A 26,989-nucleotide genomic window follows, 5' to 3' on the forward strand; every position below is an offset into this window, starting at 1 on the left:
ATTGTAAAGAATTGAGATATATATTTTGTTGCAAATTAACGGAATAAAATCCCAAAACATAACTGATAAAAATCAATTTTTTTTAAAACTCTCTTATTTGATGAAACATTTACAAGCATTTACGTATTATTAATATAGGGTATAATATAATTGACTACTTAGATACACTACTATGTACCCTACACTGCTACTTATGAAATCTTACTATGACATATTAGAAATTGCCCGTTTCTCATCAAAAAAAGAAATCAAATCGGCATACAAAAGAATGGCTAAAAAATACCATCCTGATGCTAATTCTGATTTTAAAACTGACGGAGAAAAATTTAAAGAAATAGCTTACGCCTATGAATATTTGATGAACGATTATCAAAAACAGCTTTATGATAATTGGTTAATTTATCAAGATGAACTTTCAGTACGTAAAACCTCATTTGAAGAAGATGATTTTTCATGGACAAGTACCACAACGAATGAAAACACAAAAAACAATGCAGACTTACGGAAAGAAGATGACCAACGTATTTTTAAATGGGGTACCATATCTGTTTTGGGTTTTATTGTTTTAATATTTTCTGCCGTATTTGGTTCAAGGTATTACTTCGATAGACAATACGAAGAGGAATTGATCATAGAAAAAAAAGCCATTCATAATGTGATCAAACTATCAGAAGAAGGACATTATGGAAAAGCTTTGGTGGAGGCAAAACAAATGGAACAGACCTTACATATTCTTACTGAACAGAGGGATGTGTTATACGATAGCCTTTTGAATGAGGTAGATATTGTTTCTTTGTACTTCTTCCAAGAAAGATCTTTTGATGAAGTGGTCGCATTACTATCTGAAGTAGAAGAAGAAGTTGGAACGAGTATGCCCAATGAGTTGTACTGGAGGTTGGCTGTAGCTCAGTTCAATACAAAAAGATATCATCAGTCTACTTATATTTTTAGACAAATGATTTTAAAAAATAGATTTGATTTTAAAGCTCATATGGGACTTGCAGAGGTGTATTCTTCTGGACTTAATCAACCTGAAAAAGCAATCGATATATTGTCAGGGGCAGCGAATCTAACCAATGATTTTTACGAACAAACTTACGGTAAGGCTTATGCTGTGGTACTTTCAGGTAATGATGTTCCCGAAGATCATTTTGCTATTTATTTATTGAGAGCACGATTATTAAAAACACTAGGTAGACATCAAGAAGTAATACGAGATTGTAAATGGGGGACAAGAATACGACCGAAAGATTTTAGGTGTTATTATTTGCTAGGAGAAAGTTATACCGCACTAAGGCAGTATGGTCAAGCGTGTCAATCATATCAAAAAGCGTCTCAATTGGGGCATATGCCATCAACAAATAGATTTACGCAATTGTGTATGCAATAAAAAAGGTTCATGTTGTACACATGAACCTTAGGTAGTAATTAGTTATTACTATATAATTTGTTTCGGATATCTTCGATTCTCATCAAAAGCTCCGAATCTGCTTTGTCATATTCATTTTTTAGTTGAACAGGCTCGGCTTCTCTGCTTGGCCCATAAATGCGTTTGCTGTTAAGGTTAACGCCTGGGTTTGGTGCGTGGTTGTGTTGGCCAAAACACGACGATAGTGTCACCAATACCGTAAACACACCTACATAATTAAAAAACTTTTTCATAAAATTTTGATAGTGTTTGTTTGACTAATTGCGCAAAGTCACACAAAAATAATTAATCATTGTGTAATAGCAATAATTTAGGAAGGTATTTGTAAAGATTAAAAAATAGGGACCTGACTTTTAAAAAAAATGAGTATTCTCAGTTAATGCTATTTTAAATTGAAAATCCTTTTGATTCGCTCCTTTTTTAAAAAGTAAATTTTGTACGAACAAATAATAAATTGATGTTCAAAATTGTGCATTTTAGTTCAAAAATTGAGTTTTTCTATCTTTTATATTAAAAATTAGATGGAGATACTTTAAATATTTGTATAATTCTGTAAATTATATTTCATATTTATAATTCTAAGTATAATTATTGATAACAATATATTTAGAGATACAATTACAATTTAATTTTGTGTTTCAATTTTTAAAAATCAATGATTAGAATGTCGTATTTTGTATACAACTTGACATGAATAAAAAACCAAATCTTTCTGCAATAGAAATTTACTCTGAGAAAGTAGCGGATGCTATATCTGATGAATTCTTCTCTGATAATGACTACATTACCGGTATCCAGATTACAAAGTTGACAAATATAGAAAGTGTTAACCTTTTTGTGCTGAAAAGAATTTTTGAGAATTGGCAAAAAGAAGCAATTAGAATTCAAAGCCCTTATTTTGATTATTCTGCCGAAGCTGTTCGAGAATCATTATCTCACCTGATGAACGCTTTGTCGAAAAATATATATATTTCTAGAATTCATTTCTTACCACTTTTACAAAAGGCAATAAGAGATGTTTTAATTTTAACTTTCTCACCAGAAATTTTCTTTGATGAGTTTTTTGGGGTGCAAGGAATGAAAATTCCATTAAAGAATTATTTGATTCCAATGTTTGGGTATATCAAAATACATCCAAAGTTGGTAAAAGAAATTCAGAATGCGATAGAAGAAGAGGCAGGGATCAATATCAAAAGAACTGAGGCGATCAATATTGCTATAAATATTGTTAGAAAACATCCAGAATTAATGGAAGATCCTCAAGAAATTATTGCTGCTTTTAATGAAATAGTACCTGTGGGTATTTTTGAATTACACCCAGGCTTCTTAGATGAACCACCTGTTGCAAAAGTAGTAGATGATATAGAAGAAGATGAACCTGCTATTGATATTCAAGAGTTTTCTTCCAATGTTGTTTCTTTTGAAGTGACAAAAGAGGAGAATAATACGATAACGGAAGAAGAGGAAGCGTCGAATGAAGTAGTCATCGAAACATCTTCTGTTCATGAAGATAACTTACCAGAAGAGGATGTTAAAGAAGAGAATACTCTTTTTGAAGAACCTGCTTTTAGTGAACCAGAATTTAAAGTAGAACATAAAGAAGAGCCAGAAGTAGCTATTGATGATATTGTTGATGCCTCTTTAAAAAGCTTTTCTGATGAAGACGTAAAAGAAGATAATACATCAGAATTTGAAGATGATTCTATTCAAGAATTTGTTTTTGAAACGATAGAAGAACCAGAAGTTGTAGCACAAGAAACTACTGTAGAATCAATTCCTGTTGCTGAAGAAACCACTCAAGAAGAAGTGATTTCACCTTTTGAGGAAGAAGAGGTAACTTCTCAGATTTTAGCTACTGCAGAAAAAGAAAATGAATCTAACGGACTTTTAGATCAATTTAAATCTGAAAGTATAAAAGAAAATATGAATTTAAACGATCGATTCTTATTTCAAAAAGAATTGTTTGGAGGAGATCAATCGGTGATGAACGAAGCAATTAACAGAATTGATAATTGTGAAGATTATACCGCAGCGATAGGTTTAATTAAATCGGACTATGCAGTGAAATACGATTGGGATTTTACTTCAGATGCTGTAGTAAGTTTTATTTCATTAGTTGATAATAAATTTTAGTACAACTTCTTTAAAAGAAACTCTTTAAGCAGGTGGGCATTTACAATTGGAAAAATTTCTGATTTTAAATGTTCAGCTGCTTTATTATTTTATTAGGATTTTTTCTGCTCTTTCAATTTCTGAGTAATCAGATTTTGTTTGAGCTTATGAAAGTTAGCTTCAGGAATAGAGGCAATTAGATTTTTAGTAATTTCAGATTGAGGATTTTTATAAATGTCGTAGGCTAAGCCCCATTCAACAATTTCTCCTTTTTCCATTACTATGATTCTATCAGATATAAATTTCACCACTGCTAAATCATGAGAGATAAAGATATAGGTGAGGTTAAATTTTTCTTTTAGATCTTGAAGTAGGTTCAACACAATGGCCTGAACCGAAACATCAAGTGCGGATACAGATTCATCGCAAATAATAAACTTTGGTTTTGTAGATAAGGCTCTTGCAATACATATTCTTTGTCTTTCTCCCCCCGAAAACTCATGAGGATATCGGTTCATGTAATTGGCACTTAAACCTACTGTTTCCAATAGTCTTATAGCTTCTTTTTTACGGGTTTTATCATCAGAATAGATCTTATGCACTTGCATAGGTTCTATTAATGCTTGCCCGATGGTAAGCCTTGGATTTAAAGAGGTATAAGGATTTTGAAAAATGATTTGAATGTCAGAACGTAAATTATTCAATTCCCTTTTAGGCATATTGGTCAACTCTCTACCATCAAAAATCACTTCACCAGAAGTAGGAGTAATCAATTGTAATATTGTTCTTCCTAAAGTTGTTTTACCACATCCGGAACGCCCTACTAAACCAAGAGTTTCTCCTTCTTTGACTTCAAAACTTATATTTTTTACCGCCTGAAACTCTTTTGTGACTTTTCCCCAGATATTTTTCTTTATCGGAAAAGCAACATTTAAATTTTTGACTTGTAAAAGAGGTTGATGTTCTAACAGTTCTTTTTCTTGCTCTATTACTTGGTTATCATCAATTGCATTGACGATTAAAGCTTGACCTACAGACATAAACCTAGCCTTACTTCTTCCGTTACCTCTTGTTTCTGTAGTGAAATCATTTAAGGTTGGAAGTCTTTTTAAAGCAAAATCTAAGCGAGGTCTACATGCCAATAAACCTTTAGTATAAGAATGTTTTGGTTGATTAAAAACATCAAAAGCAGTTCCGTATTCCACCAACTTTCCTTTTCTCATTACCGCAATTCTATCGGCCATTTGAGCCACAATTGCTAAATCGTGAGAAATGAAAATAGTGGCAGTATTTCTAGTCTTTTTAAATTCATTAAAAAGATCTAAGATGCCTTTTTGAGAGGTTACATCTAAGGCTGTTGTCGGTTCATCGGCAATTAATAAGCTAGGATTACAGATCAAAGCTATGGCTATTAATACCCTTTGTTTCTGTCCTCCCGATAACTGATGAGGATAAGAATTGAATACCTTTTTCGGATTACTTAACTGACAAGTAGCAAAGGTTTCTAAAGCCCTTAACTTAGCCGCTTTTCGATTTATTTTTTCATGAACAATAATCGTTTCTATTAATTGATTTCCGCAAGTAATAGCAGGGTTTAATGAACTCATAGGATCTTGGAAAATCATTCCAATATCACGTCCTCTAATATCTTGAATTACTTTTTTAGGTACCTTTAATAGATCGACACGTCCTTCTGTTTCGCTATGAAATACTATTTCACCATCAACCTGTCTAGAAGATTTATTTAATAATTGAAGCATAGATAGGGCTGTCACAGATTTACCTGAGCCAGATTCTCCAACTATACCTAAAGTTTCTCCCTTTCTAAGAACAAAGCTGATATTTTTTACCGCAGGAGCTTGCCCTCTTTCTTCGTGATTAAAAGAGATAGATAGTTTTTTGACTTCTAGTAGTATATCAGTATTGCTCTTATCCATTGATAATATTAAAAAATCTTTGAAAGCGTAATTTATGAATAAATATAATAGGGGAGTTAATTTTCTTTATTATTTGCTGATGTTTCTTATATCATCTCTATTCCAATTACAGTAATATCATCCCTCTGAGAGATATTTCCTTGATGAACATCTAAGGCAGCTTCTAACAAATCACCTAAATCGACTAACGGTTGATCAATATGTTTACGAATATATTCTTCGAAATAACGTCGACCAAACTTATCATTGTTTTCATTGTTTTGATCAAGATAGCCATCGGTTAACATTATAATATTATCACCCTTATTTAAAGTAATAGATTTTGTTTCAAAAGTACGGGTTTCAATTTGTTTACCTCCAATAAACTTCCTGCTCCCACGAACTCTTTCTAATATTTGCTGTTGCTTCCTGATGATATAAATATCACTTTTTGCCCCTGCAAACTCTATTTTTTTAGTAGGAGAGGGCGAATCGTAAAACTTAATTAAGGCTATATCCATACCATCATTAATGGTATTTTCTTGTTGTCTTAAATAGTTTATGATACGCTGATTGATCATCTCTAATATCACAGCAGGATCTGTAGATAAAGATTTCTCTAAGACCTCTTGTAATATAGTTTTTCCAATCATCGACATCAATGCGCCTGGTACTCCATGTCCTGTACAATCAGCACAAGCAAAAAATTGATGATTAACATTTTCTTTATCGATTACTTCTCCGTGCCAGTAAAAATCGCCACTTACAATATCTTTAGGTCTGTAAATAGCAAAAAAGTTCTTGAACTTACTTTTTAATAATTTCTTAGGGGGTAAGATTGCATTCTGTATGGTCTGTGCAGCACGTATACTATTCGTGATTTTAATATTTTGATAATTTACCTCCATTAAAGCATTGTCCAATTCTTCTTTCACTAATTCAACTTTCTTTTTTTGAACCATGGTCTTTCGGATAAACACAAAAAGTCCAATAACAAGTAAGGATAAGCTTAGAATGGATATTGTATATACAGCCAACTGTTTTTTGTAGTCTTCCTGAGTAACATTTTTCACAGAAAAAGCTGATAAAAGAAGTGGACTTATATCGGTTTTCTGAGAAACGACAACATGTTCAGAAGAATTAATTATTTCTGATGTTGGTAGGTTTACATTTGCACAATACGAATTTGTAGTAAAGTAAAGTGTAAGTAAAAATATAATATTTATGAGAAATCGTGGGTACATTAATTTTTGAAAAGTAGCGTAAGATTATCAAGGGTTATATTTGGCGTTATACAATAATTACACAAAATACGATTTTATATTCAATAGTTATGAATATAATGATTTAAATACTACGAATACATTCAATTATTCGATGAAACCTCAATTATCATGAATTGATTAAAGGTTTTGCACCATTTTATTAAGGTAATTACCCATAAATTTCACGTTTTTAGATATTCTAAGTAATTGATTTGTAATTAAAATATGATCAGGTAGTTGCTTGATAACAGGAGATGATTTTATACCTACCTTTATTTCATTTTCACGAATAGAAGTAAGTTCATCCGTTTTCTTTATTAAAAAAGAAAGGTGATCTGACATATTGGGTTGGACTTCAATTTCCTTTTCTTCTTTAATCGCTATTGCAATGTTATTTAACTGCATTTTGATACAGTCTACAAATGGAAGCAGTTCGGGGAAGGTGTATTTTTTAGAAAGACGTTCTGCATTAGCAGACAAGGTAGCTGTGTGGGCAAACAACATTCTACTTGAAGCAATAAAAGCATAAAGGTTTCCTCCTTCAAGTTGTGTACTTTTGGGGTCGCCTAACATATTCTGGAAACTCACAGATAAGTTAGCATTAGCTAATTGCGCCTTTTTTCTTGCCAATCGATAGTTATTTTGATCAAATGATTTCGTTCCCGTATAACTTAATATTACTTCAGAAAAATAATAACAGTCGGCTTCTACCGCCTCTAATAGTTTAGTTTTAATCTTTCTGATTTCATACTCAGGAAATATCAAACTACTGACCACAAAGGCAATGATTCCACCTATGGCTGTGTCTAAAACTCTGGTAATAGCCAATTGATAAGTAAATGGTGTAGACAAAGAAATCATCAACAATATAAAAGGTGTAAGTAGGGTGATTCCTGTACGGTAATCTTTGGATAGAGTGGCAAATGTACCAATACCAAAAGGGATCAATAAAATGATATAGACAATTGGAGAATTGAAAATGTCGAGTATACCTAGTGCAATCAATATTCCTAAGATAGTACCAACAACACGGTGTAACATGCGCTGTTTGGTAATAGCAAAAGAGGGCTTTAGAATAACAGAAATACATAACCAAACCCAATAACCTCTATCCAATTCAAAATATCGGGCAATCCCCATTCCTAATAACATGGCAATAGCAATACGTAAAGCATGTCTAAAGTGAATAGATTTAATGGTAAAATGATCGGTTAATGTTCCTTTTTCCATTGGAGTTCTAAACAGAGGGAGATTTACCCCTTCAGTAAAACCAGCATTATCGGTGTTTTTAGTATCGGTGTAAGTAGATGTTTCGGATATTGTTCTATCAATACGATTGAAATTTCTCATGATATTCTTTACTTCAGCTAGAATATCAATGGGAATATTTCTTTGATGATCATCTCTTATACGTTCGAATTTATCTTGTAAAGCATCTAATTCTTGATGATGCCTTTTCATGAAATCTACTTTCTTTCTTCTAGTAATAGCATTGCCTAAAATTTTAAGTTCATTCCCCATTTTAGAGAAAACATCTTGCATATCAGAAAGTAAAGTCGTTTGATGTAAATGTTGATGTAATTCTTGATAAGAGATATGTGTTGCGGATGCCTTTTCGAAGATATCAATAGAGGCTCGCATCATTAATATTAAGGACCTGCCAAGAGGTGTTGCTCCTTGTAAAGCAGAACGTTGTCCTAATAATAAGGTTCTAACCTCTTCTTGTTTATGGTCAATCTTAGTTTGTAAATCAAATAATCTATTTTGTGTTGTAGTGTTTTCAGGATCTGTAAATAAGGAAGCTTTAGTATTAAAATAATCAGACATCAATACATAGCATTCCCCTAATATCATTTCAATACTAGCATAAGGACGAATTTGCCATAGAAGTAAAGAGTTAAAGGTATACCATATTCCTCCTGCAAGTAGAAATATTCCCATGATACCAATAGTACTGATCTGTAATCCAAACCCCACACCTAAACTGACCGCTATTAAAATACTATTTCCTATCATGGTGGCTCTGTTGCCAAAAACACTCATGATTGCAGACGCAAATACGGTTAAAAATAAATAGATCCCAGCAAAAATAGGGTACGGCATTAACAACGCCATGATAACGGAAGCAATAGAATTTATAAAAGCGCCTCCAATTAAACCCTTCGCTTTTTCTTTTATATTTCCAGGTGAATCAGATAACCCAACGCACAATGCTCCAATAGCCATATTAGTACCTTCGGCGATGTGTCCTGAAAGTAAACCCACAATTAATGGAGCAATGATGCACCACGTCATGCGTAAGCCATTTGAAAAATAAATGCTAGATGTAAATTGTTTAATTCGATTCATACAAGAAATGAAAACGATAGGTGATTTAAAGTGGTATGTAATATGATTTAACTTGGAAAAGGCTTTTCCAAAATACAAATATCGGATATTATACACCTCCACAAGCAACTTATGATATTATTTTCATCTTGAAAAATCTTTGTTAGTTTTCTTTAACAAGTAATTTCAATCCTTAAAATTTCTAAATACGTTAAATATAAATGCAAATGAGTTGCAAATTCTATTACCTTGTTGTTACTTGCGACAGTATTGCAATAAATTAATAAACTTATAATATGAATATCAAATATCTTATCCTTGCTTTAGCGTTAATTGGTTTTGTTTCTTGTAACAACGATAAAGACGAAAGTAATCCAGCTCCAACAATTGAAAATTATACTGTTTCTGGTCATGATGATCACGATCATGCTCGTTTAGCTGAAGATGATCACGCTCACATTGTTCCTGGTGAAGAAGCTGTTGTTGAGGCAGATACTAAAGGTACTAAATTAAATTATGCTCAAATAGATGTGCATTGGGGAGCAGGTCATGAACATTCTAACGAGAGAACTACTGAAACTGAAGAAGGTGTACAGTGGACACAAAAATATACTTACTGGTTTGGAATTAGTGCTGAAGAAGCAGAAGCAAAAGGTGCATACAACTATGCGTTAACTGCTGCTGGAGATTTCCCTAACGAATATGAATTCCACGAACATATCGATGTTCCTACTACTTGGACAAAAGATGGTGTTACGGGTCCTGTAAAAGAAGGTGATTATCACTTTGTATTATTCCTAGTGGATAGCGAAGGTCAAAGAACTCAAAAAGCTTTAACTGTAGAAGTACATGCTGAAGAGCATGATCATCAGTAATAGTTTTAAACTATAAAGTTGTCTTTTAATGAGACAAAAAAATAAGGGACTGTTTCAAAACAGTCCCTTATTTTTTTGTTCAAGAAAAACTATTCTAATCCTAAAAAAGTGGAATCGGTCAGTGTTTTTAAGAAAGTTAGAATCATTTCTCGTTCTTCTTCAGAAGTGGAAATTCCCTTTCTCATCTGAGGAGCCAAACTAACATAATCTTTCACTCCATTTTCATAATGATCAAATACCTCTTCTAGCGTTTGAAGCCTACCATCGTGCATATAAGGAGCTGTGGCAAAAAGGTTTCTTAGGGTTGGTGTTTTGTATTTTCCCATATCGTTGTCTTCCAATGTAATTCGTCCTCTACCTTGGTACAGTCCTTCTAATGTATCTGGAAAAACATTATCTAAACCTATGTTGTGATAATTGAAATCGGTAAAGAAAGGAGAGGGGTGACAACTTCCGCATTTTGCTTGAAAAAGAGACATTCCTTTTAACTCATCGTAAGAAAAATTGATTTCTCCTCTTAGGTATTGGTCGTACCGAGATTGGTTACTTATTAAGGATCTACAATAAACGGCTAAAGCTCTTGCTATGTAAGCACTTTTAATTTTTTTTGTTTGATAAGCTTTTTGGAATAACCTTGGATATTCGGGATGATCATTTAAAGTGTTCACCATTTCTTTGAGATTTGCACCCATTTCATTGGGGTGCGTCAAGGGACCAAATATTAGCGATTCAATATTTTTAGCTCCACCTTCCCAAAACCATCCATTAGCCCAAGCAATGTTGATGAGGGGTGGGCTATTTCTTTTTAGAGGTTCTCCTGTAATACCATTGGTACTTAATGCTACATTTTCTCCGTAACCATATTTTTGATCATGGCAATCAATACATGCAATTTTACCATTTCCCGAAAGAATAGGATCATTAAAAAGCATTTTCCCTAAAGCTACCCTTTCTTCGGTCATCAAATTCCTTTTGGGATCAGGAATATTTTGGTATGAAATGACAGAAGCTTGTGGATCTTCTTTTTTTGAAGTTCCACAAGCTCCTAATATCATCATACAGCTTAAATAGGCGATTATTCTACTGTAATTTCTTTCCATTCGAACATTTGTGCGTAATTGTCTGCAATTTTTTGAGTATTTGGTCCATACATCGTATCGTTGGATGAATCATCATTTAAATCAATATAATAATTCACAGGTCCTACGTCTGGATTAGTTTGTTCTGGTAGGTTTTTGTTGCCAAAAATATAATCAACATGAACATCTAAATTGATGGTCAAATTATTATTTCTATCCAAAGAGATTTCTTTGTTTGTAAATCGAATAGTTCTGTAATTGGCATCACTTCCAATATGATAAACAAGGCCTCTTCTTGTAGAATCAGCAAGTATTCTTTCCCCTTTTAAATACAAAAATTTATATCCGGTATTCCAATCCCAAGCCATACCATTGGCAGGGTCTAAATCCCCAATTTGATCGGTGCTATAATTGGCGTTATTATCTACACCTACAGAGAAATTGATTTCGGTATAATAACTATTTGGTAAATCTTTGATGACAATTGCTGTATCAGGATTGTCAATCATTTCAACTAAATGATAACTTTCGGGTACTTTATAATAATGAGTTCCTGTAGTATCTCTAAGTGTGATATTAGAAATATACATTCTGAAATCGTCAAAAAAGTAAGTCTGATTTAACGCATTTTGATAAGGAGTTTGATAATTTAAAGGAATAGTATTTCCTAATAGTTCATGTAATAGGTTAAGCTTAATAGTGATTTGTCCTGTTCCGGGTACATCAAAATTCTCTTTGTGCTTTTCACACGACATAAAAATCACAAAGGCGAGAAGAGTAAAATAACGTACAATTTTCATATTAGAATTTATTTTTATGCATCATAGATTCAACAGGCTTCATGCTCCTATTGTTATATTTTGCATCTTTTTTTATGTGATAATAGTTTCTGATGTCACCATCCACTTTGATATAAAATAACTGTCCAATTGGCATGTTTTTATACAATTTGACTGGTTGTGCAACGCTAATCTCTAAGGTCCAAGTATTACAAAAACCAACATCACCTGCTCGGGAGTTTGCATTAATACTTATCCCCAATCGGCCAACACTTGATAACCCTTCTAGGAAAGCCACATGAGCCAACGTCTCCGTATACTCTTTTGTTACTCCCAAATAAATTTTACCAGGATATAGCACAAAGCCATCGTCCGGAATTTCAAAGGTGTCGATCTCATTATGCACTTTAGCATCTAAAATATCGTTCTTATATACAGCTAAATGACGCCCTAAATGGACATCATAAGAATTGGTTCCTAAGGCTTCTTTATCAAATGGTTCAATAAGAATATTTCCTTCCTCAATCTCCTGTAATATTTGTGTGTCTGAAAGTATCATTAGATAGTGTTGCTCAAGGCAATACTAAAAGTGGAATTATATAATAAAGATAACAATATTTTGCTATCAAAAAACGAAAATTTAAAATTAAGAATAAAGCATTATTAAATACTAAAATAGTGAGATTATTAGGAAATATTGATGTAAGAAAGAAGGAATAACTAAATAACTAATAAGTATTAGGTAATAACTAATAGGGAACTGTTACTTAATTAAAGTTAGTATTTAGGAATTAGAAGTTAGGAGCTTTTTATACGCTCCTCATGCCGTAGACGCGAATTAATGGGAATAAGTAGTAACTAATAGGGATCTGTTACTTAATTAAAGTTAGTATTTAGGAATTAGAAGTTAGGAGCTTTTTATACGCTCCTCATGCCGTAGACGCGAATTAATTAATGGGAATAGGTAGTAACTAATAGGGAACTGTTACTTAATTAAAGTTAGTATTTAGGAATTAGAAGTTAGGAGCTATTTATACGCTCCTCATGGCGTAGACGCTAATTAATTAATATGGAATAAGTAGTAACTAATAGAGGGGGCTAATCAAGGGACTTATTTATGCGGTAAATTATGTAATCTTTGATAGGTATGCTATTTCCCATTTTCTTTTAATACTGCTTGTTGAAGATAGGCCATGTATAAATCTTTCGCATGATGTGTCATTTTTATTATTTCCTTTTCATCTGTTAGCCATTGATCAAATGAGATACTGAGGTAGTGTTTGGCAGTTTCAGGGTCAACGTAATCGTTAGTAATAAAGATTTTTGCAGGATGATCACTTACAAATTCTAGAAAAGGAACTAAGGGCTTTATATACTTCTTTTTACCACTTAATTGATAATTACGGCCTAATTGGAGATGCGAAATATCTACATCTCTACCAATCAATTTATTGATCATCTGAATGATTGTAAGTTTAGGTCTAAGATTAAAAGTGAATAAGGGTTCTGGTGTTTCCATCCAGATTTCAAAAACCATTTCTCTAGAACTTCCTTTGTTAGAATTTTTGTGATGTTGTAAATCCTTGGCTATAAATGTACATCTGATTTTTTCAAATATGATTTCAAATTGATAGTCACAATCAATACGAGAAATTCTGTACTCTTTAAAGTTGAAATCACAACTATTGTCAGCATATTGCTCATAGATATTTCTCCATGATTCAAAAGGGAAGTCGATGTTGAATGTAGTTTGCATGATTAAAATCGAAGTTTAAAAAGAATAGTGGTGATAGTTTTATTACCCTAATTTTACTATTTCAAATTATCAAAAAAGTGTAATAACATCAAATAAATACCTCCTAAAGAATTATTAGTTTTTACCTATTATATATTACTTGTAAAAAATGACAACACCAATACTGATGTTGTCATCTACTATAACTCTTTCTAATAGAGAATAAACTCCTAATTCCTAACTTATTTCCCTAGTCGAGTGCTACAGTTATTCATAAAAAAGGTATTAGTTATTCTCTATTAGTTATTACCTAAAAAACGTTTTATTCTACATGAAGAACAAGTCCTTTTAAGTACTCGTTTTCAGGATAGAAAATATTAATAGGGTGGCAGTTTGGTTGTGATGTTTGATGAAGGATTCTTACATTCCTGTGCGCCTCTGCAGCTGCTTGGAATACGATTTTTCTAAAAAGTACTTTATCCACAACTTGAGAACATGAGAAAGTGAAAAGGATACCGCCCTTTTTTATCTTTCTGAATGCCTTAAGGTTCAGTTGTTTGTAACCTCTCGCTGCCTTAGTCAATACTTTAGATGATTTCGCAAAGGCAGGAGGATCAAGAATGACAACATCATAGTCATTGCTTTCCATGGCGTTAAGATGATCAAAAACATCGGCACAGTAACCGGTGTGTTCTCCATTGTCGAATCCATTTAGTGTTGCATTTTCATCACACAATTCAATTGCAGATTTAGAGGCATCAACAGAATGAACCAATGTAGCACCTGCTTTAAGGGCATACATTGAGAACCCGCCACTGTAAGAGAAGGTGTTCAATACTTTTTTATCTTTAGAGTACTGGCCTACTAAAGAACGAGCATCTCTTTGGTCTAAGAAGAATCCTGTTTTTTGACCAGTTTCTACATCAACCCAAAATTTGACCCCATTTTCTAGTACTTCTACTTTCGGACTTCCCTGCTTTTCTGTTAACCACCCTTTGGGTGTTTCAACATTTTCTAAGCGTTTAGAAATTTCTTTCGATTTATTGAAAATACGTTCAAAACCTAAGTTTTGTATCGCTTTAATAATCATAGGAGCAATTCTATCTACACCTTTGATAAGGATTTGAATAGAAACAAGATCATTATAAACATCCGCAATTAAACCGGGGAAGAAATCGCCTTCACCATGAATCAAACGAAAACAATTGGTTTCATCTGTGAGTACATGGGCTTTTCTTAATGCATAAGCAGAAGCTATTTTATTGTTCCAATATTCTTGGGTAGTCACCTCTGTCGGTCTTCTTGTGTATTCGAATACACGACAAACAATTTGATTACCTGGGGCGTAAAAGCCATAACCCAATAATTTCTCTCCGACAACGATTTCTACAATATCACCATCTTCAAGTTCTTCAGGCATTTTCTCCACTGCTCCCGAATAGATCCAAGGGTGACGGTTATCTAACGCCTTTAATTTATTTTTCTTTATATATATCTTTTGCATTGCTGTAATTTTTTTCTTTTTACTAAAGGATTATAACTTAATAATCTACTTTGCAGATTTAATTAGTTCTATCAATAAAATGGTAATATGAATCAAACTCAAAATTCTTACTACTATTATCGAACTTCTTTACCCGAAAGAGTATTCTTCAATTTCATTAAAAATTCAAACGCTTTTGGCCCAAGTAGTTTTCGAGGGATATTGACAAGTTTTTCATAACGAATGAGTTTGGAGTAATAAGCATCCACTTCTGGAGACTGATTATGCTCTTTCACAATAGCCCAAGTTTCTAATTTACTAGGGATAGAACTTGTTTCGCTCAAACCTCCAGCCGCATATTTGGCTACATTCATTGATATATGTTGAAAAGAACATCCCTCAATAAATCGATTATAGATGAAATGGAAATCAGCAGATATCTTCCAGTTTTTCCATTCAAATGGATGTTCAATAAGTAGCTGTCTCTTGACGAAAATGGCTTGATGACTACAAATCATTCCTTTCCAAAGGTCATTTGGTTGTCCTCCTTTTTTGATTTTGACAAAATGATCATAGACCACTTCATGATCACCATAAATTAAATCAGGCTGATCAACCACTTTTTTAAAGAAAGTAGATAAGGTTTGAGCATCATAAAACTGATCTCCAGCATTCATGAATATCACATACTCACCTGAAGCGAGAAGAGTACCTTTATTCATGGCATCATATATCCCTTTATCGGGTTCAGAAACCAATACATCAATATTATTTTTATACTTATTAATGATCGGAAGTGTATTGTCATTAGAATTTCCATCTACAACAATATACTCCATATCGGAAAAATCTTGTGAGATGACACTTTGCAAAGTGCCTTCGATTTCACTCTCACAATTCCAGGAAATAGTGATAATACTTACTTTTGCCATGCTGCAAAGATAGGAGAAAGATAGAAGTTGAAATATAAATTGATATATATTAAATGCAGAAGTGATTAAAATAGCGTTCAGAAATTAAAAACTTCCCGCTTTATTTTTATTTTTGCAGGTTGTCGATTGGACAAGAATATTTTTGATTAAAATAAAGAATGGAGCAACTTATCATAAATGGTATTGCAGAAGCGGTAAAATCACTTTACGGTGTAGAATTAGAAGCTTCACGCATTGCACTTCAACCTACAAAAAAGGAATTTGAAGGATCTCTTACATTTGTCACTTTTGGTTTGACAAAGCAGTTAGGAAAAAATCCTGTAGAAATTGGAGAAGCTATTGGTAACTACTTGAAAGAAAATGTAGATGCCGTAGCAGATTTTAATATTGTAAAAGGATTCCTCAACTTAGTTATCAGCGATTCTGTTTGGGTGACAACTTTAGCCCAATTAGTAGAAGACGAAAACTATGGTAGGGTTGCTCGTAATGGAGAGAAAGTAATGGTGGAATATTCTTCACCAAATACAAACAAACCATTGCACTTGGGTCACTTAAGAAATAATTTCCTAGGTCATTCTGTTTCTTTGATTCTAGATGCTGCGGGATATGATGTTCAGAAAGTAAACTTAGTGAACGATAGAGGTATTCATATCTGTAAATCGATGTTAGCTTATGTAAAGTTTGGTAACGGAGAAACGCCATCAGCTACAGTTAAAGGAGATAAATTAGTGGGTAATTACTATGTAGCTTTTGATAAAGCCTACAAAAAAGAGATTGCTCAATTGATTTCTGACAAACAAAGCGATTATCCTTCTTTATCTGCTGTAGAAGATGTGAAAGCATTAAAAAAAGCGATTGAGGCAAAGGGTGCATCTAAGAAGAATAAAATTCCTTTAACAGAGGAGGAAAAAGTTCAAATAAAAGATATTAAAGCTCTTTTAGAGTATGCAGAGAAAAATGCACCTCTTTTATTAGAAGCACAGGAAATGCTTCGTAAATGGGAAGCAGGGGATAAAGAAACTGTAGCTCTTTGGGAGAAAATGAACGGATGGGTATACGAAGGTTTCGCTCAGTCATACAAAATGATGGGAGTGGAGTTTGATAATGTATACTACGAATCTCAAACTTACCTATTAGGTAAAGATATTGTTCAAGAAGGTTTAGACAGCGGAGTATTCTTCAAGAAAGAAAACGATTCTGTTTGGATTGACCTTAAGAAAGAAAAACTGGATGAGAAATTAGTATTAAGAGGGGATGGTACTGCTGTGTATATGACACAAGATATGGGTACTGCCGACTTGAAATACAAAGATTTTGGTATGACTAAGTCAGTATATGTAGTAGGTAATGAGCAAGATTATCACTTCAAAGTACTGAAAGCCATCATGAAGCACTTAGGAAGATCTTATGCAGATGGTATCTATCATTTATCTTATGGTATGGTAGAACTTCCTGAAGGTAAAATGAAATCAAGAGAAGGTACTGTTGTAGATGCAGACGATTTAATCCAAGAGATGATCGACACAGCAGAAGAACGTACAAAAGAATCTGGTAAGATTGATGGTTTCTCTGATAAGGAAGCAAGTGTATTGTTCAAGCAATTAGCTCTAGGTGCTCTTAAATATTACTTATTGAAAGTAGATCCTAAGAAAACAATGCTTTTCAATCCTCAAGAGTCAATTGACTTCCAAGGAGATACAGGTGTGTACATTCAATACAATCACGCTAAAATTCAAGCGTTACTACGTAGAGCAGATAAAGACGGTATTAATTATACTACTTCTACTTTCAAAGACCTTACAGAGTTATCCAATGCGGAATCTGATTTAGTGGCTCTTTTAGGTAAAATGAACGATAAAATCACAGAGTCAGCAGATGCCTATGCACCATCAATTATTGCTAATTATGCATTTGATGTAGCGAAGCAATACTCTAAAGTGTATTCAGAGTCTCCAATCTTCAACGAAGAAGATGAGGCAAAGAAAGCATTCAGAATTGCATTGTCAGCACAATCTGCAAAAGCAATCAATAACGCTTTAGCATTGATCGGTGTGCAATCTCCTGAGAGAATGTAATTTAGGTAATAAGTAATAGATAATAACTATAATACCGTCACTAACCTGTTTTTGAGTTAGGAACTAGGAGGTAGAAGTTAGGAGTTAGTGCACTATTAATTAGATAATAATAGATGGCAATATCAGTGATGGTATTGCCATTTTTTTATAAGTAATAGATAATAACTAATAACTTTTTGCTTCAAGACTAATATAAAAATTATAAACAGGTTAGTAACCAAGTGAGTGTTCCCATAAAGAGGAGCGTATATCGAGAAACTCCTAACTCCTAACTCCTAACTCCTAACTTAAACCTCTTTATTACCTATTCGTTATTACCTATTACTTATCCCCTGGGATTAACATTCGTTAAAATTCACTACCTTTGTAAAACACGTGCGATTAATAATTACACTTAAACACTAACTTTTACAATACTATGAAACAACAAACACCAAAAGGAGACTTACTCCTTAGAACACTTGCTATGCCTGCTGATACCAATGCTAATGGAGATATCTTCGGTGGTTGGATAATGTCGCAGATGGATATTGCTGGGGGGATTTTAGCGAAAGAAACGGCTAGAGGGAGAACGGTTACGGTAGCTGTGGATGGAATGACTTTTCATAAGCCTGTAGCTGTAGGAGATGCAGTTTGTATTTATGGGGAAGTCGTGAAGTTGGGGAAAACCTCTATGAAAATCCATTTAGAAGTATGGGCAAAACCTTTATTAGAAGGGCACGATGATGTAGCTAATTATTTGGTGACAGAAGGAATGTTTATTTATGTAAGCATAGATGATAATAAAAAACCGAAATTAATTGAGGTCAGAAATGAAGTCGCTTAATAATAATTAAACGATTTAATCTGTTGAATACGATCACTTTACTATTTTAAATAAATACTAAGGTGATCGTATTCTTTTTTATAGTTGGAGTAGTAACAAACCAATAACCCTGAACTATTAATGATTTTTTGACGTGGTGATGTTAAGGCTAAAACCCTTTTGTCAAAAATGCTATTTAACTCACTAGAATTCACCTTATTTATTCCTATTGTATTTTTACTGTATTGGTTTGCCTTTCAGAAAAATACGAGACATCAAAATATTTTTTTGGTGATAAGTAGCTATGTCTTTTATGGTTGGTGGGACGAGAGGTTTCTAATTTTGATTTTTCTTAGTACAGTATCAGATTTCTGGATCGCACAACAAATAGGACAATCAACCAATAAAAGATTAAAAAGAAAATGGTTGTATTTAAGTCTTTTTGTCAACTTAGGTGTTCTAGGCTTTTTTAAATACTTTAATTTTTTCTCAAAATCATTTACTGATGCTTTTACTATTCTTGGTCAAACTCCCTCTGATCCTTTGTTATTGAACATAATCTTACCTGTAGGTATCAGTTTTTATACTTTTCAAACCTTAAGTTATTCTTTGGATGTATATCAAGATAAACTAAAACCAACCCAAGACTTTATATCTTTTACTGCCTATGTTAGTTTCTTTCCTCAATTAGTGGCAGGGCCTATCGAAAGAGCAAATCACTTACTTCCTCAGTTTCAAAAAGGAAGAGCTTTTTCATATGATAAGGCCACAGATGGAATGCGACAAATTTTATGGGGATTGTTTAAGAAAGTTGTCATCGCAGACAATTGTGCCGAATATGCTAATTTGATATTTAGTAATTATGAAGATTACTCTACGTCTTCTTTGTGGTTAGGGGCGATCTTCTTTAGTTTTCAAATTTATGGAGATTTCTCTGGATATTCTGATATAGCTATTGGTCTATCAAGGTTATTTGGTTTTGAACTGATGCAAAATTTCTCTACTCCTTATTTTTCTCGAGACATCGCAGAGTTTTGGAGGAGGTGGCATATCAGCTTGTCTTCTTGGTTTAGAGATTATCTATATATACCATTAGGAGGAAGCAGGGGAGGAACCTATCAAAAAATAAGAAATGTATTTATCATCTTTATTGTAAGTGGCTTTTGGCACGGGGCTTCATGGAACTTTATTATATGGGGAACCTTAAACGCATTGTTTATTTTACCCTTAGTGCTATTTCAATTAAATCGAAACCACTTAACTATTGTAGCGTCTAATAGGAGGTTTCCGTCAATCAAAGAAGTTGGGCAAATGTCTTTCACTTTTTTCTTAACATTGATTGCTTGGGTCTTTTTTCGATCAGAATCCTTAACGGATGCCTTTCAATATTTACAAGGGATGTTTACATTTTCAGGAAATATAATTCCTACCCAACAACTATTTGATGCTACATCATTATCCATTAAAAAATTATTTCTTTTGATAGTGATCTTTCTTTGGATGGAATGGATAAACCGAGAGAAAAGACATACCCTTGAAAAGTTCGGAACCACTTGGCCTAGAATAATAAGGTTCGGATTCTACTACTGCTTATTGATATTCATTTTTATGTATTCTGGAGACGAACAAGAATTTATTTATTTTCAATTTTAATTATGAAGAAATACCTCATACATACCGCTCTTTTTTTAGGGTTATCTTTATTTTTCTTCATTCCGCCACTTAGCCTTCTGATGGTGACAAGAGAAATATTCACGGACCTTGATCCAGTTATTCAGTCTAATGAACCTTATCTTATTGGGTTCGGCATGAAAGAGGAAAACTACAAATTTTTAAAGTGGCAATCACTCTTAAAGCAAAATAGAAAGGAAGTACTCGTATTAGGGTCGTCTAGAGTATTACAATTCAGAAGTGAAATGTTTACGACTAGTTTCTATAATGCAGGGTTCACAATTAAGAAGATGAGAGATTTTCTCCCTTTTTTGACACATTTACCTGAAGAGAAGTATCCCAAAATATTATTGATAGGATTAGATCAATGGATGTTTAACCCAGAAACGAACAAAATTCATAGTCATTATTTTCAAAAACCAATTTGGGAAAGTACGGTCTCTTATTTACCAAGTATGCACAACCTTTCTAAATCATGGAAATACCTTATTGAAGAAAGGCAATTGCTATTACAAAGACATCATAAGCATTTTACTAGGATTGGGATTAATGCGACTGTTTATAATACAGGCTTTAGAAACGATGGAAGTAAGTACTATGGGTATCAAATTTATCATTTACTCCATCAAAATCAAGAAGTTTATGATTATCAATTCTCAGATACCTTTAAAAGAATAGATAAGGGTAAAATGAATTTTGAATATGCCTTTAAGTTAGATCTCAATGCATATAACGATTTATATATGCTACTTTCTTTTTGCCAACAGCATGAAATAAAAGTAGTCGGTATTTTACCTCCTTTTGCTAAAGTTGTTAATCAAAAGATGTGTATATCCGGAAACTATCAATACATCGACAAAATATATCCTCAAATTCAACCTCTTTTTCAACAATTTAATTTCGAATGTTATGATTTTAAGGATATGTCAAACTTTGGAGCGACAGATACAGAAGTTTTAGATGGTTTTCATGGCGGGGAGAAGATGTATCTACGATTATTAATCCAAATGCTTCAACAAAAATCCATACTCAATCAAGTTTGTAATAAAAACCGATTGGAGAAGGATTTAGAAAATGCAGTAAATCCATTGAAAGTGTATCCGAATTAAGAAAAAGTTTCAAATAGTGATTACACTATTTGATGAGAAAGATCTTTTAACAAATTAATATTTGGCTAAGAATTAGCTCTGGTGTTTTTTTATTGAATAAGCAATTTATGGAGAGTCCATCATTGATTTTACTTTCATATTTCTATCACCCTTAGTTTTTTAGCACCTCTGAGAGAGGTTTTTCAAAATGTCAATAACTAAACCTGGTTACAGTTTATATCTTTCAAAAAGTAAGTTTCTATATTTTTGAAAATGAATCGTTTATTAAAAAATCATTAAATGAAGATCTTTTAGGATAAAAGTATAAATTAACCAATTATTATTCTTACATTTGGGATGAGATTAGATAACAAACTTGTTTTTTTGGTTTTAAAGTTAGTCCGACTGGTTTTTAAATTGTTCAAACTTTTGATATTTCATCTCATGTTTTTATTATTTTTATTATTTGTAAGATGAATATCTTTGTAGCAAAATTAAATTACGAGACTCAAGAAGACACTTTGAGAAACTTGTTCGAAGGTTTTGGTGAAGTCTCTTCAGCTAAAATCATTATTGATCGTGAAACAAACAGATCTAAAGGATTTGGTTTCGTAGAAATGCCTAACCAAGAGGAAGGCATGAACGCTATCAACCAATTGAATGAATCGGAATTAGACGATCGTACAATCGTAGTTAAAGAAGCGAGACCTAGAGAGCAAAACTCTAGAGGTGGTGGCTTCAACCGTGGTGGCGGCGGCGGATTCAACCGTGGCGGTGGTTATAACCAAGGTGGTGGTTATAACAGAGGCGGATATGGTAACGATTATTAATCACTATCTAGTATAGTTGATCTATATAAATTATTCGTATTTAAAAAGGCTATTTCACGAAAGTGAGATAGCCTTTTTCTTGTTTGAAAGATTTTGTTTATTGGATGTAGTGGACCTCAAATTTAAGAGGATGTTATCTTCTTCAAATTTTACCCCTTTGTAGATAATTGTATTGGAGTCTATTTTTTGCCATAAAAATTCTGTAAATTGATAGATGTCTATTGATATAACAACCCGAAGAAGAATTCCTGTTTAGTACCCAATCGTAGAATGAGAACACTATTTACTTTACTTTTAACAACCAGTTTTCTTTGTGCTTTTGCTCAAAATAATAGTAAGAAAGAAGCAGAAGTATATAAAGAAATTCAAAGTCTAATTATTGCTGATTCTATTTATAGAACTTATTTACGAGATCAAATTAGTCGGTTAGATTCTTTGGTGAAAGGGGATCAACCTCAAAAACAACGATTTGTAAAAAAGGGGATTCCTGTAGCCCCTTTTGCTGATACAATTTTTTATGTCCATAGTAAGGGGCACATGTCAGCTTTTAAAAGAGCACATGCCATATCTGATTCTATTCGAAACATAACAGAACATTCCTTATTTTCTTTTGATTCTGTAGAACTCTCTGAATTCGAAGATCATTATCAATTGGTATATAATGATAAAATAATACACTCTATAGATACATTAGATGCCTTAAGAGTGGGGATGTCAAGGGAAGATCTGGCGATAGATCGAAAGGATAAAATCAATAAGGCGTTACACGATAAAATTTATGGGCAGGGGAAAAAAGCTGGTTTTTATGCTTTTATTGGGTTAGTTATATTAATCTTATTAATTAAGATAATCAATAAAATCTATCATTTTGCTTTAAAGAAAGTAGTAGAGAAAAATTGGTTTAAAAATATATGGGTGAAGAATGTAAGAGTACTTACAGAAGAAAATCAATTGAGGTTCTTAAGATATATCTTACTATTCTTACGTTTCGCTTTCATCTTATCTTTAATTTATTTGTACCTCCCAATTGTAGGTCAATTCTCACCTCCTTTACAAGATATTTCAGATCGCCTATTGGGCTATGTAATTGATCCTATCAAAGATATCTTTAAGTCAGCTTTAGCCTTTCTACCTAATTTATTAAAGATCTTTATTATCATCGGTTTCTTCCATTATTTTATAGAACTGATAAAAATATTTGCCGAAGCGATAAAAAAGGAACGCCTTAAGGTGCCCGGTTTTTATCCAGATTGGGTACAGCCGACAATGAAAATAATTCGATTTGTACTTTATACTTTTATGGTGATTATGATTTTCCCATTATTACCTGGAGCAGAATCGAATGAGTTTAAAGGAATTTCTGTATTTGTAGGGGTATTACTATCTATTGGTTCAACATCTGTGATCACCAACGCTATTTCTGGTATCGTTATCACTTATATGAGGAGGTTTAAGATTGGTGATTGGATAAAAGTAGGTGATGTTATGGGCGAAGTAGTAGAAAGATCTATGTTTGTGACGCGATTGCGATCACCTAAAAATGAAATTATCACATTACCTAATAGTAAGATTTCTGATTCCCAAACTATTAATTACTCTCAACCTATTAATCGATATAAATTAATAATTCATACTACTGTGACAATCGGTTATGATGTTCCTTGGCGTCAAGTACATGAAATGCTAAAAGAGTCTGCTGAAATGACTGATGGACTTATAGCAGGTGAAATACCTTTCGTATTACAAACTTCTTTAGACGATTATTATGTGAGTTATCAATTAAATGCGTATACTAAGCAACCTGAGAAATTAGGAAGGATTTACTCTCGATTGCATCAGAATATACAAGATGTCTTCAGTAGGGAAGGAGTGGAAATCATGTCGCCTCATTATAGAGCCAATAGGGAAGATAATGTGATCACTACACCTCCTTTTGAAAAGATGCAAGAAGTAGTAAAGCCTAAAAAAGAAGAGATTAAACCTGTAGAAAAGGAAGAAAAAGAAGAGCCTGGAATTAATGACGATGCCACAGAACAACCGCCAGAAAAAGAGTAATCGACTAAAAAACATTCTCCATTTACCATTAATTTTGGTACGCTCTGTTGTACAACTAATGTATCAATATTGGTATATCAAAAGAAGTTTACAGCCTTATCTTTCTCCCTTCGAAAAGAGGAATGATGGATCATTGTCTAAAAAAGATTTTGATAAAATCAGAAAATATTACGGGTTAGCTGTGACCGGAATTTTAGGAGAATCACTTTGTGTATTAAGAGGAAAGGGAATGACTTCCAAAGAAAGGCATACTAGTACTTTCCAAGCGTCAATCACAGGCCTTATAGATGATTATTTTGATGAATATGGGATGACCAAAGAACGCATGCAGTCATTTTATATGAATCCTGATACCTACAATGCTCAGAATGATGCAGAACAATTGGGTTTGATTTTATTGAAAGAAAGTTTCAAATATCACCCCGATACAAATAGTTTAGTCAAGTTAATGCATGAAGTAAATCAAGCACAAGCGGATAGCCTTTTACAGGAGAAAGGGAACTTAACTACGCAACAATTAAAAAACTTGACTTTATTTAAAGGAGGAAGTTCTTTTCTTTATTTCCGTTCTGCATTTCATCATCAAATAACTGATAAAGAGAAAGAAGCTTTGTACTTATTGGGAGGAATTACTCAATTTAGTAATGATATTTTTGATGTGTACAAAGACAGAGAAGCCGCTGTTCAAACCCTATTAACAAGTACTCGATCTATTAGAGAAGTGAGGCTCTATTACAATCAATTAATTCAAGAATTTAAATCTAAATTAGAAGGGTTGCCTTATAAAAATGTATCAAAAAGAAAGTTTTTTATGCAGTACTCCTTAATGGTTTTTTCGAGGTGTTTTGTGTGCTTGGATCAACTGGAAAGTCTAGAAAAGACCACCGATGGAGCGTTTCAACTTCATCATTATAAAAGAGAAGAACTGATATGTGATATGGAGAAAATAGGGAACTTATGGAAGTCTTTGGTGTATGCGGTAACAATATAAAAACGAGGGAGTCATACTAATCATGTTATAATTGTCATCCTGCGATAACTTTAATGAACATCTAGTAAGACTCCCTCTAAATATTAAATTTTAGTGACTATGCTTAATAAGTGGATATGAACTTATTGTGGCAATAACCATAATAACCAAAGCAATTGATGCTAGGATTTGGCTGGAAGCATTATCTGCATGAATCACTGAATTGAAAATCATGTAATCCAATACTAATAAAGCTACTGGTACAGCTATCATAATGAAATTTTTCATGCTATTCTTTTTAAGTTTGTTTATTCTCCTATTTATTCGTTTTAAATAGGTTAAGTGTTTGATTGTCACAGTTTATTAAACGTTTTGCGGGGGTTGTTTAATAGTTTAATTAACAATTGATAGGAGAATTTGTGTCTTTGCAACGTTTATCACTTGAATTTTAATTTCTTAAACAATAAATTCGAACAAACTATAAATTTATGTTGACAAGAAGACCTCGTAGAAATAGAAAATCGGCTGGAATTCGTGCAATGGTGCAGGAAAATCAAATTACAGTGAACGATTTTATTTTCCCTCTTTTTATGATTGAGGGAGAGAACAAAAAAGAAGAAGTAGTATCGATGCCTGGCATATACAGATATACTTTGGATTTGTTGGTGGTGGAGATAGGAGAGTGTTTAGACTTAGGAATTACCACTTTCTGTTTATTCCCAAGCCTTGGAGAAGACAAAAAAGATAGCATGGCTACTGAAGGTCATAATCCCGAGGGTTTATATCAAGTAGCTTTAAGAACGATAAAAGAAAAATACCCTGAAGCAGTGTTGATGACTGATGTTGCCATGGATCCTTACAGTTCTGATGGACATGATGGCATCGTTAGAGATGGACAAATCATCAATGATGAAACTTTAGAGGTTCTGGGTAAAATGGCTTTGGCTCAAGCTGAAGCAGGAGCTGATATTATTGGTCCTTCAGATATGATGGATGGTAGAATTGGTTACATAAGAGAAGTTTTAGATGATGCTGGATATACCAACGTATCTATCATGTCTTATTCTGCAAAATATGCTTCCGCTTTTTATGGTCCATTTAGAGATGCTTTAGATTCAGCACCTAAGTTTGGTGATAAAAAGACCTATCAAATGGATCCAGCGAATGTTAAAGAAGCATTGATAGAAGCTGAATTAGATTTTGTGGAAGGAGCAGACTTCTTAATGGTCAAGCCAGGTATGCCTTACCTTGATGTGATCAAAACATTATCAGAAAACTTCGATATTCCAATTACAGCCTATAATGTATCTGGAGAGTATGCGATGTTAAAAGCAGCAGCTCAGAACGGTTGGTTAGATAACGATAAAGCGATGATGGAAATGTTACTGTCATTTAAACGTGCAGGAGCATCCGCTATCTTAACTTACTTTGCTAAAGAAGCAGCAGTATTGTTGAAGTAAAATAATTATGCGTTGTAGTTATCATTATAAGTAGCTAAAAACACTATTTATAAATGACTATGCATCTAAGATCATCCATCTAAGACGAAAGTTTTGGATGGA

Annotated in this window: 20 protein-coding genes; 11 read left to right on the plus strand and 9 right to left on the minus strand. The window is 33.1% G+C overall.

Translation table 11 applies throughout. The annotated features are described in order from the left end of the window. Nucleotides 1-193: 193 nt before the first annotated feature. Complete coding sequence (locus NH26_RS00370; protein WP_071397040.1) at nucleotides 194-1,390, plus strand: J domain-containing protein; 1,197 nt, start codon at nucleotides 194-196, stop codon at nucleotides 1,388-1,390. 729 nt (nucleotides 1,391-2,119) lie between these two features. Further along, entirely contained in the window at nucleotides 2,120-3,562 is a 1,443-nt protein-coding gene (locus NH26_RS00375; protein WP_044224635.1) for a hypothetical protein, read from the plus strand. Nucleotides 3,563-3,654: 92 nt separating this feature from the next. Here the strand turns inward: NH26_RS00375 and NH26_RS00380 are convergent, their stop codons facing one another. From NH26_RS00380 to NH26_RS00390, 3 genes are all read right to left on the minus strand, one after another. Further along, complete coding sequence (locus tag NH26_RS00380; RefSeq protein ID WP_044224632.1) at nucleotides 3,655-5,478, minus strand: ABC transporter ATP-binding protein; 1,824 nt, start codon at nucleotides 5,476-5,478, stop codon at nucleotides 3,655-3,657. Nucleotides 5,479-5,564: 86 nt separating this feature from the next. After that, the gene (locus tag NH26_RS00385; RefSeq protein ID WP_084812015.1) at nucleotides 5,565-6,701 is read right to left on the minus strand and encodes a PP2C family protein-serine/threonine phosphatase; all 1,137 of its coding nucleotides are present in this window, start codon (nucleotides 6,699-6,701) and stop codon (nucleotides 5,565-5,567) included. Between the two features lie 159 nt (nucleotides 6,702-6,860). Further along, on the minus strand, nucleotides 6,861-9,017 hold the full coding sequence (locus tag NH26_RS00390) for an FUSC family membrane protein (RefSeq protein WP_044224626.1): 2,157 nt from the start codon (nucleotides 9,015-9,017) through the stop codon (nucleotides 6,861-6,863). Nucleotides 9,018-9,346: 329 nt separating this feature from the next. Here NH26_RS00390 and NH26_RS00395 point away from each other — a divergent pair, with 329 nt between their 5' ends. Further along, nucleotides 9,347-9,925 (plus strand): DUF4625 domain-containing protein, encoded by a 579-nt coding sequence (locus tag NH26_RS00395; protein WP_044224623.1) that lies wholly within the window; start codon nucleotides 9,347-9,349, stop codon nucleotides 9,923-9,925. An 89-nt stretch (nucleotides 9,926-10,014) separates the two neighbouring features. Here the strand turns inward: NH26_RS00395 and NH26_RS00400 are convergent, their stop codons facing one another. The 6 genes from NH26_RS00400 to NH26_RS00425 form a co-directional block, all read right to left on the minus strand. After that, on the minus strand, nucleotides 10,015-11,025 hold the full coding sequence (locus NH26_RS00400) for a cytochrome-c peroxidase (protein WP_071397041.1): 1,011 nt from the start codon (nucleotides 11,023-11,025) through the stop codon (nucleotides 10,015-10,017). Beyond that, complete coding sequence (locus tag NH26_RS00405; RefSeq protein ID WP_139262751.1) at nucleotides 11,001-11,804, minus strand: MbnP family protein; 804 nt, start codon at nucleotides 11,802-11,804, stop codon at nucleotides 11,001-11,003. Before NH26_RS00405 ends, NH26_RS00400 begins: the two co-directional genes overlap by 25 nt. 1 nt (nucleotide 11,805) lies before the next feature. Beyond that, a complete protein-coding gene (gene dcd, locus NH26_RS00410; protein WP_044224613.1) occupies nucleotides 11,806-12,342 on the minus strand; it encodes a dCTP deaminase in 537 nt (178 codons plus the stop codon). 591 nt (nucleotides 12,343-12,933) lie between these two features. Further along, complete coding sequence (locus tag NH26_RS00415; RefSeq protein WP_044224609.1) at nucleotides 12,934-13,539, minus strand: hypothetical protein; 606 nt, start codon at nucleotides 13,537-13,539, stop codon at nucleotides 12,934-12,936. A gap of 301 nt (nucleotides 13,540-13,840) precedes the next feature. Next, entirely contained in the window at nucleotides 13,841-15,022 is a 1,182-nt protein-coding gene (locus tag NH26_RS00420) for a class I SAM-dependent rRNA methyltransferase (protein WP_044224606.1), read from the minus strand. A 116-nt stretch (nucleotides 15,023-15,138) separates the two neighbouring features. Continuing rightward, nucleotides 15,139-15,933 carry a glycosyltransferase family 2 protein gene (locus NH26_RS00425; RefSeq protein WP_052432068.1) on the minus strand — a complete coding sequence of 265 codons (795 nt, stop codon included), beginning with the start codon at nucleotides 15,931-15,933 and terminating at the stop codon, nucleotides 15,139-15,141. A gap of 158 nt (nucleotides 15,934-16,091) precedes the next feature. Here NH26_RS00425 and NH26_RS00430 point away from each other — a divergent pair, with 158 nt between their 5' ends. The 8 genes from NH26_RS00430 to hemB all read left to right on the plus strand — a co-directional run bounded on the left by NH26_RS00430 (nucleotide 16,092) and on the right by hemB (nucleotide 26,887). Further along, entirely contained in the window at nucleotides 16,092-18,008 is a 1,917-nt protein-coding gene (locus tag NH26_RS00430; protein WP_044224603.1) for an arginine--tRNA ligase, read from the plus strand. A 418-nt stretch (nucleotides 18,009-18,426) separates the two neighbouring features. Next, entirely contained in the window at nucleotides 18,427-18,834 is a 408-nt protein-coding gene (gene yciA / locus NH26_RS00435; protein WP_044224601.1) for an acyl-CoA thioester hydrolase YciA, read from the plus strand. 168 nt (nucleotides 18,835-19,002) lie between these two features. After that, nucleotides 19,003-20,466: an MBOAT family O-acyltransferase gene (locus NH26_RS00440; RefSeq protein ID WP_044224598.1), complete on the plus strand. Its 1,464-nt coding sequence runs from the start codon at nucleotides 19,003-19,005 to the stop codon at nucleotides 20,464-20,466. A 2-nt stretch (nucleotides 20,467-20,468) separates the two neighbouring features. Further along, nucleotides 20,469-21,593: a hypothetical protein gene (locus tag NH26_RS00445; protein ID WP_044224596.1), complete on the plus strand. Its 1,125-nt coding sequence runs from the start codon at nucleotides 20,469-20,471 to the stop codon at nucleotides 21,591-21,593. Between the two features lie 452 nt (nucleotides 21,594-22,045). Then, entirely contained in the window at nucleotides 22,046-22,402 is a 357-nt protein-coding gene (locus tag NH26_RS00450; protein WP_044224593.1) for an RNA recognition motif domain-containing protein, read from the plus strand. Nucleotides 22,403-22,672: 270 nt separating this feature from the next. Then, nucleotides 22,673-24,457, plus strand: coding sequence for a mechanosensitive ion channel family protein (locus NH26_RS00455; protein WP_052432067.1), 1,785 nt, complete (start codon nucleotides 22,673-22,675; stop codon nucleotides 24,455-24,457). Then, on the plus strand, nucleotides 24,426-25,448 hold the full coding sequence (locus tag NH26_RS00460; RefSeq protein WP_139262754.1) for a hypothetical protein: 1,023 nt from the start codon (nucleotides 24,426-24,428) through the stop codon (nucleotides 25,446-25,448). Before NH26_RS00455 ends, NH26_RS00460 begins: the two co-directional genes overlap by 32 nt. Nucleotides 25,449-25,915: 467 nt before the next feature. Beyond that, nucleotides 25,916-26,887: a porphobilinogen synthase gene (gene hemB / locus NH26_RS00465; protein WP_044224587.1), complete on the plus strand. Its 972-nt coding sequence runs from the start codon at nucleotides 25,916-25,918 to the stop codon at nucleotides 26,885-26,887. Nucleotides 26,888-26,989: the final 102 nt, after the last annotated feature.

The organism is Flammeovirga pacifica (assembly GCF_000807855.2).
Taxonomy (GTDB): domain Bacteria; phylum Bacteroidota; class Bacteroidia; order Cytophagales; family Flammeovirgaceae; genus Flammeovirga; species Flammeovirga pacifica.

Coding starts and splice junctions, on each gene's coding strand:
- NH26_RS00420 (WP_044224606.1), bottom strand. CDS start 15,022: ATGCAAAAGATATATATAAAGAAAAATAAATTAAAGGCGTTAGATAAC.
- NH26_RS00405 (WP_139262751.1), bottom strand. CDS start 11,804: ATGAAAATTGTACGTTATTTTACTCTTCTCGCCTTTGTGATTTTTATG.
- dcd (WP_044224613.1), bottom strand. CDS start 12,342: ATGATACTTTCAGACACACAAATATTACAGGAGATTGAGGAAGGAAAT.
- hemB (WP_044224587.1), top strand. CDS start 25,916: ATGTTGACAAGAAGACCTCGTAGAAATAGAAAATCGGCTGGAATTCGT.
- NH26_RS00450 (WP_044224593.1), top strand. CDS start 22,046: ATGAATATCTTTGTAGCAAAATTAAATTACGAGACTCAAGAAGACACT.
- NH26_RS00390 (WP_044224626.1), bottom strand. CDS start 9,017: ATGACGTGGTGCATCATTGCTCCATTAATTGTGGGTTTACTTTCAGGA.
- NH26_RS00425 (WP_052432068.1), bottom strand. CDS start 15,933: ATGGCAAAAGTAAGTATTATCACTATTTCCTGGAATTGTGAGAGTGAA.
- NH26_RS00440 (WP_044224598.1), top strand. CDS start 19,003: ATGCTATTTAACTCACTAGAATTCACCTTATTTATTCCTATTGTATTT.
- NH26_RS00370 (WP_071397040.1), top strand. CDS start 194: ATGAAATCTTACTATGACATATTAGAAATTGCCCGTTTCTCATCAAAA.
- yciA (WP_044224601.1), top strand. CDS start 18,427: ATGAAACAACAAACACCAAAAGGAGACTTACTCCTTAGAACACTTGCT.
- NH26_RS00445 (WP_044224596.1), top strand. CDS start 20,469: ATGAAGAAATACCTCATACATACCGCTCTTTTTTTAGGGTTATCTTTA.
- NH26_RS00415 (WP_044224609.1), bottom strand. CDS start 13,539: ATGCAAACTACATTCAACATCGACTTCCCTTTTGAATCATGGAGAAAT.
- NH26_RS00385 (WP_084812015.1), bottom strand. CDS start 6,701: ATGTACCCACGATTTCTCATAAATATTATATTTTTACTTACACTTTAC.
- NH26_RS00430 (WP_044224603.1), top strand. CDS start 16,092: ATGGAGCAACTTATCATAAATGGTATTGCAGAAGCGGTAAAATCACTT.
- NH26_RS00455 (WP_052432067.1), top strand. CDS start 22,673: ATGAGAACACTATTTACTTTACTTTTAACAACCAGTTTTCTTTGTGCT.
- NH26_RS00375 (WP_044224635.1), top strand. CDS start 2,120: ATGAATAAAAAACCAAATCTTTCTGCAATAGAAATTTACTCTGAGAAA.
- NH26_RS00400 (WP_071397041.1), bottom strand. CDS start 11,025: ATGGAAAGAAATTACAGTAGAATAATCGCCTATTTAAGCTGTATGATG.
- NH26_RS00380 (WP_044224632.1), bottom strand. CDS start 5,478: ATGGATAAGAGCAATACTGATATACTACTAGAAGTCAAAAAACTATCT.
- NH26_RS00395 (WP_044224623.1), top strand. CDS start 9,347: ATGAATATCAAATATCTTATCCTTGCTTTAGCGTTAATTGGTTTTGTT.
- NH26_RS00460 (WP_139262754.1), top strand. CDS start 24,426: ATGCCACAGAACAACCGCCAGAAAAAGAGTAATCGACTAAAAAACATT.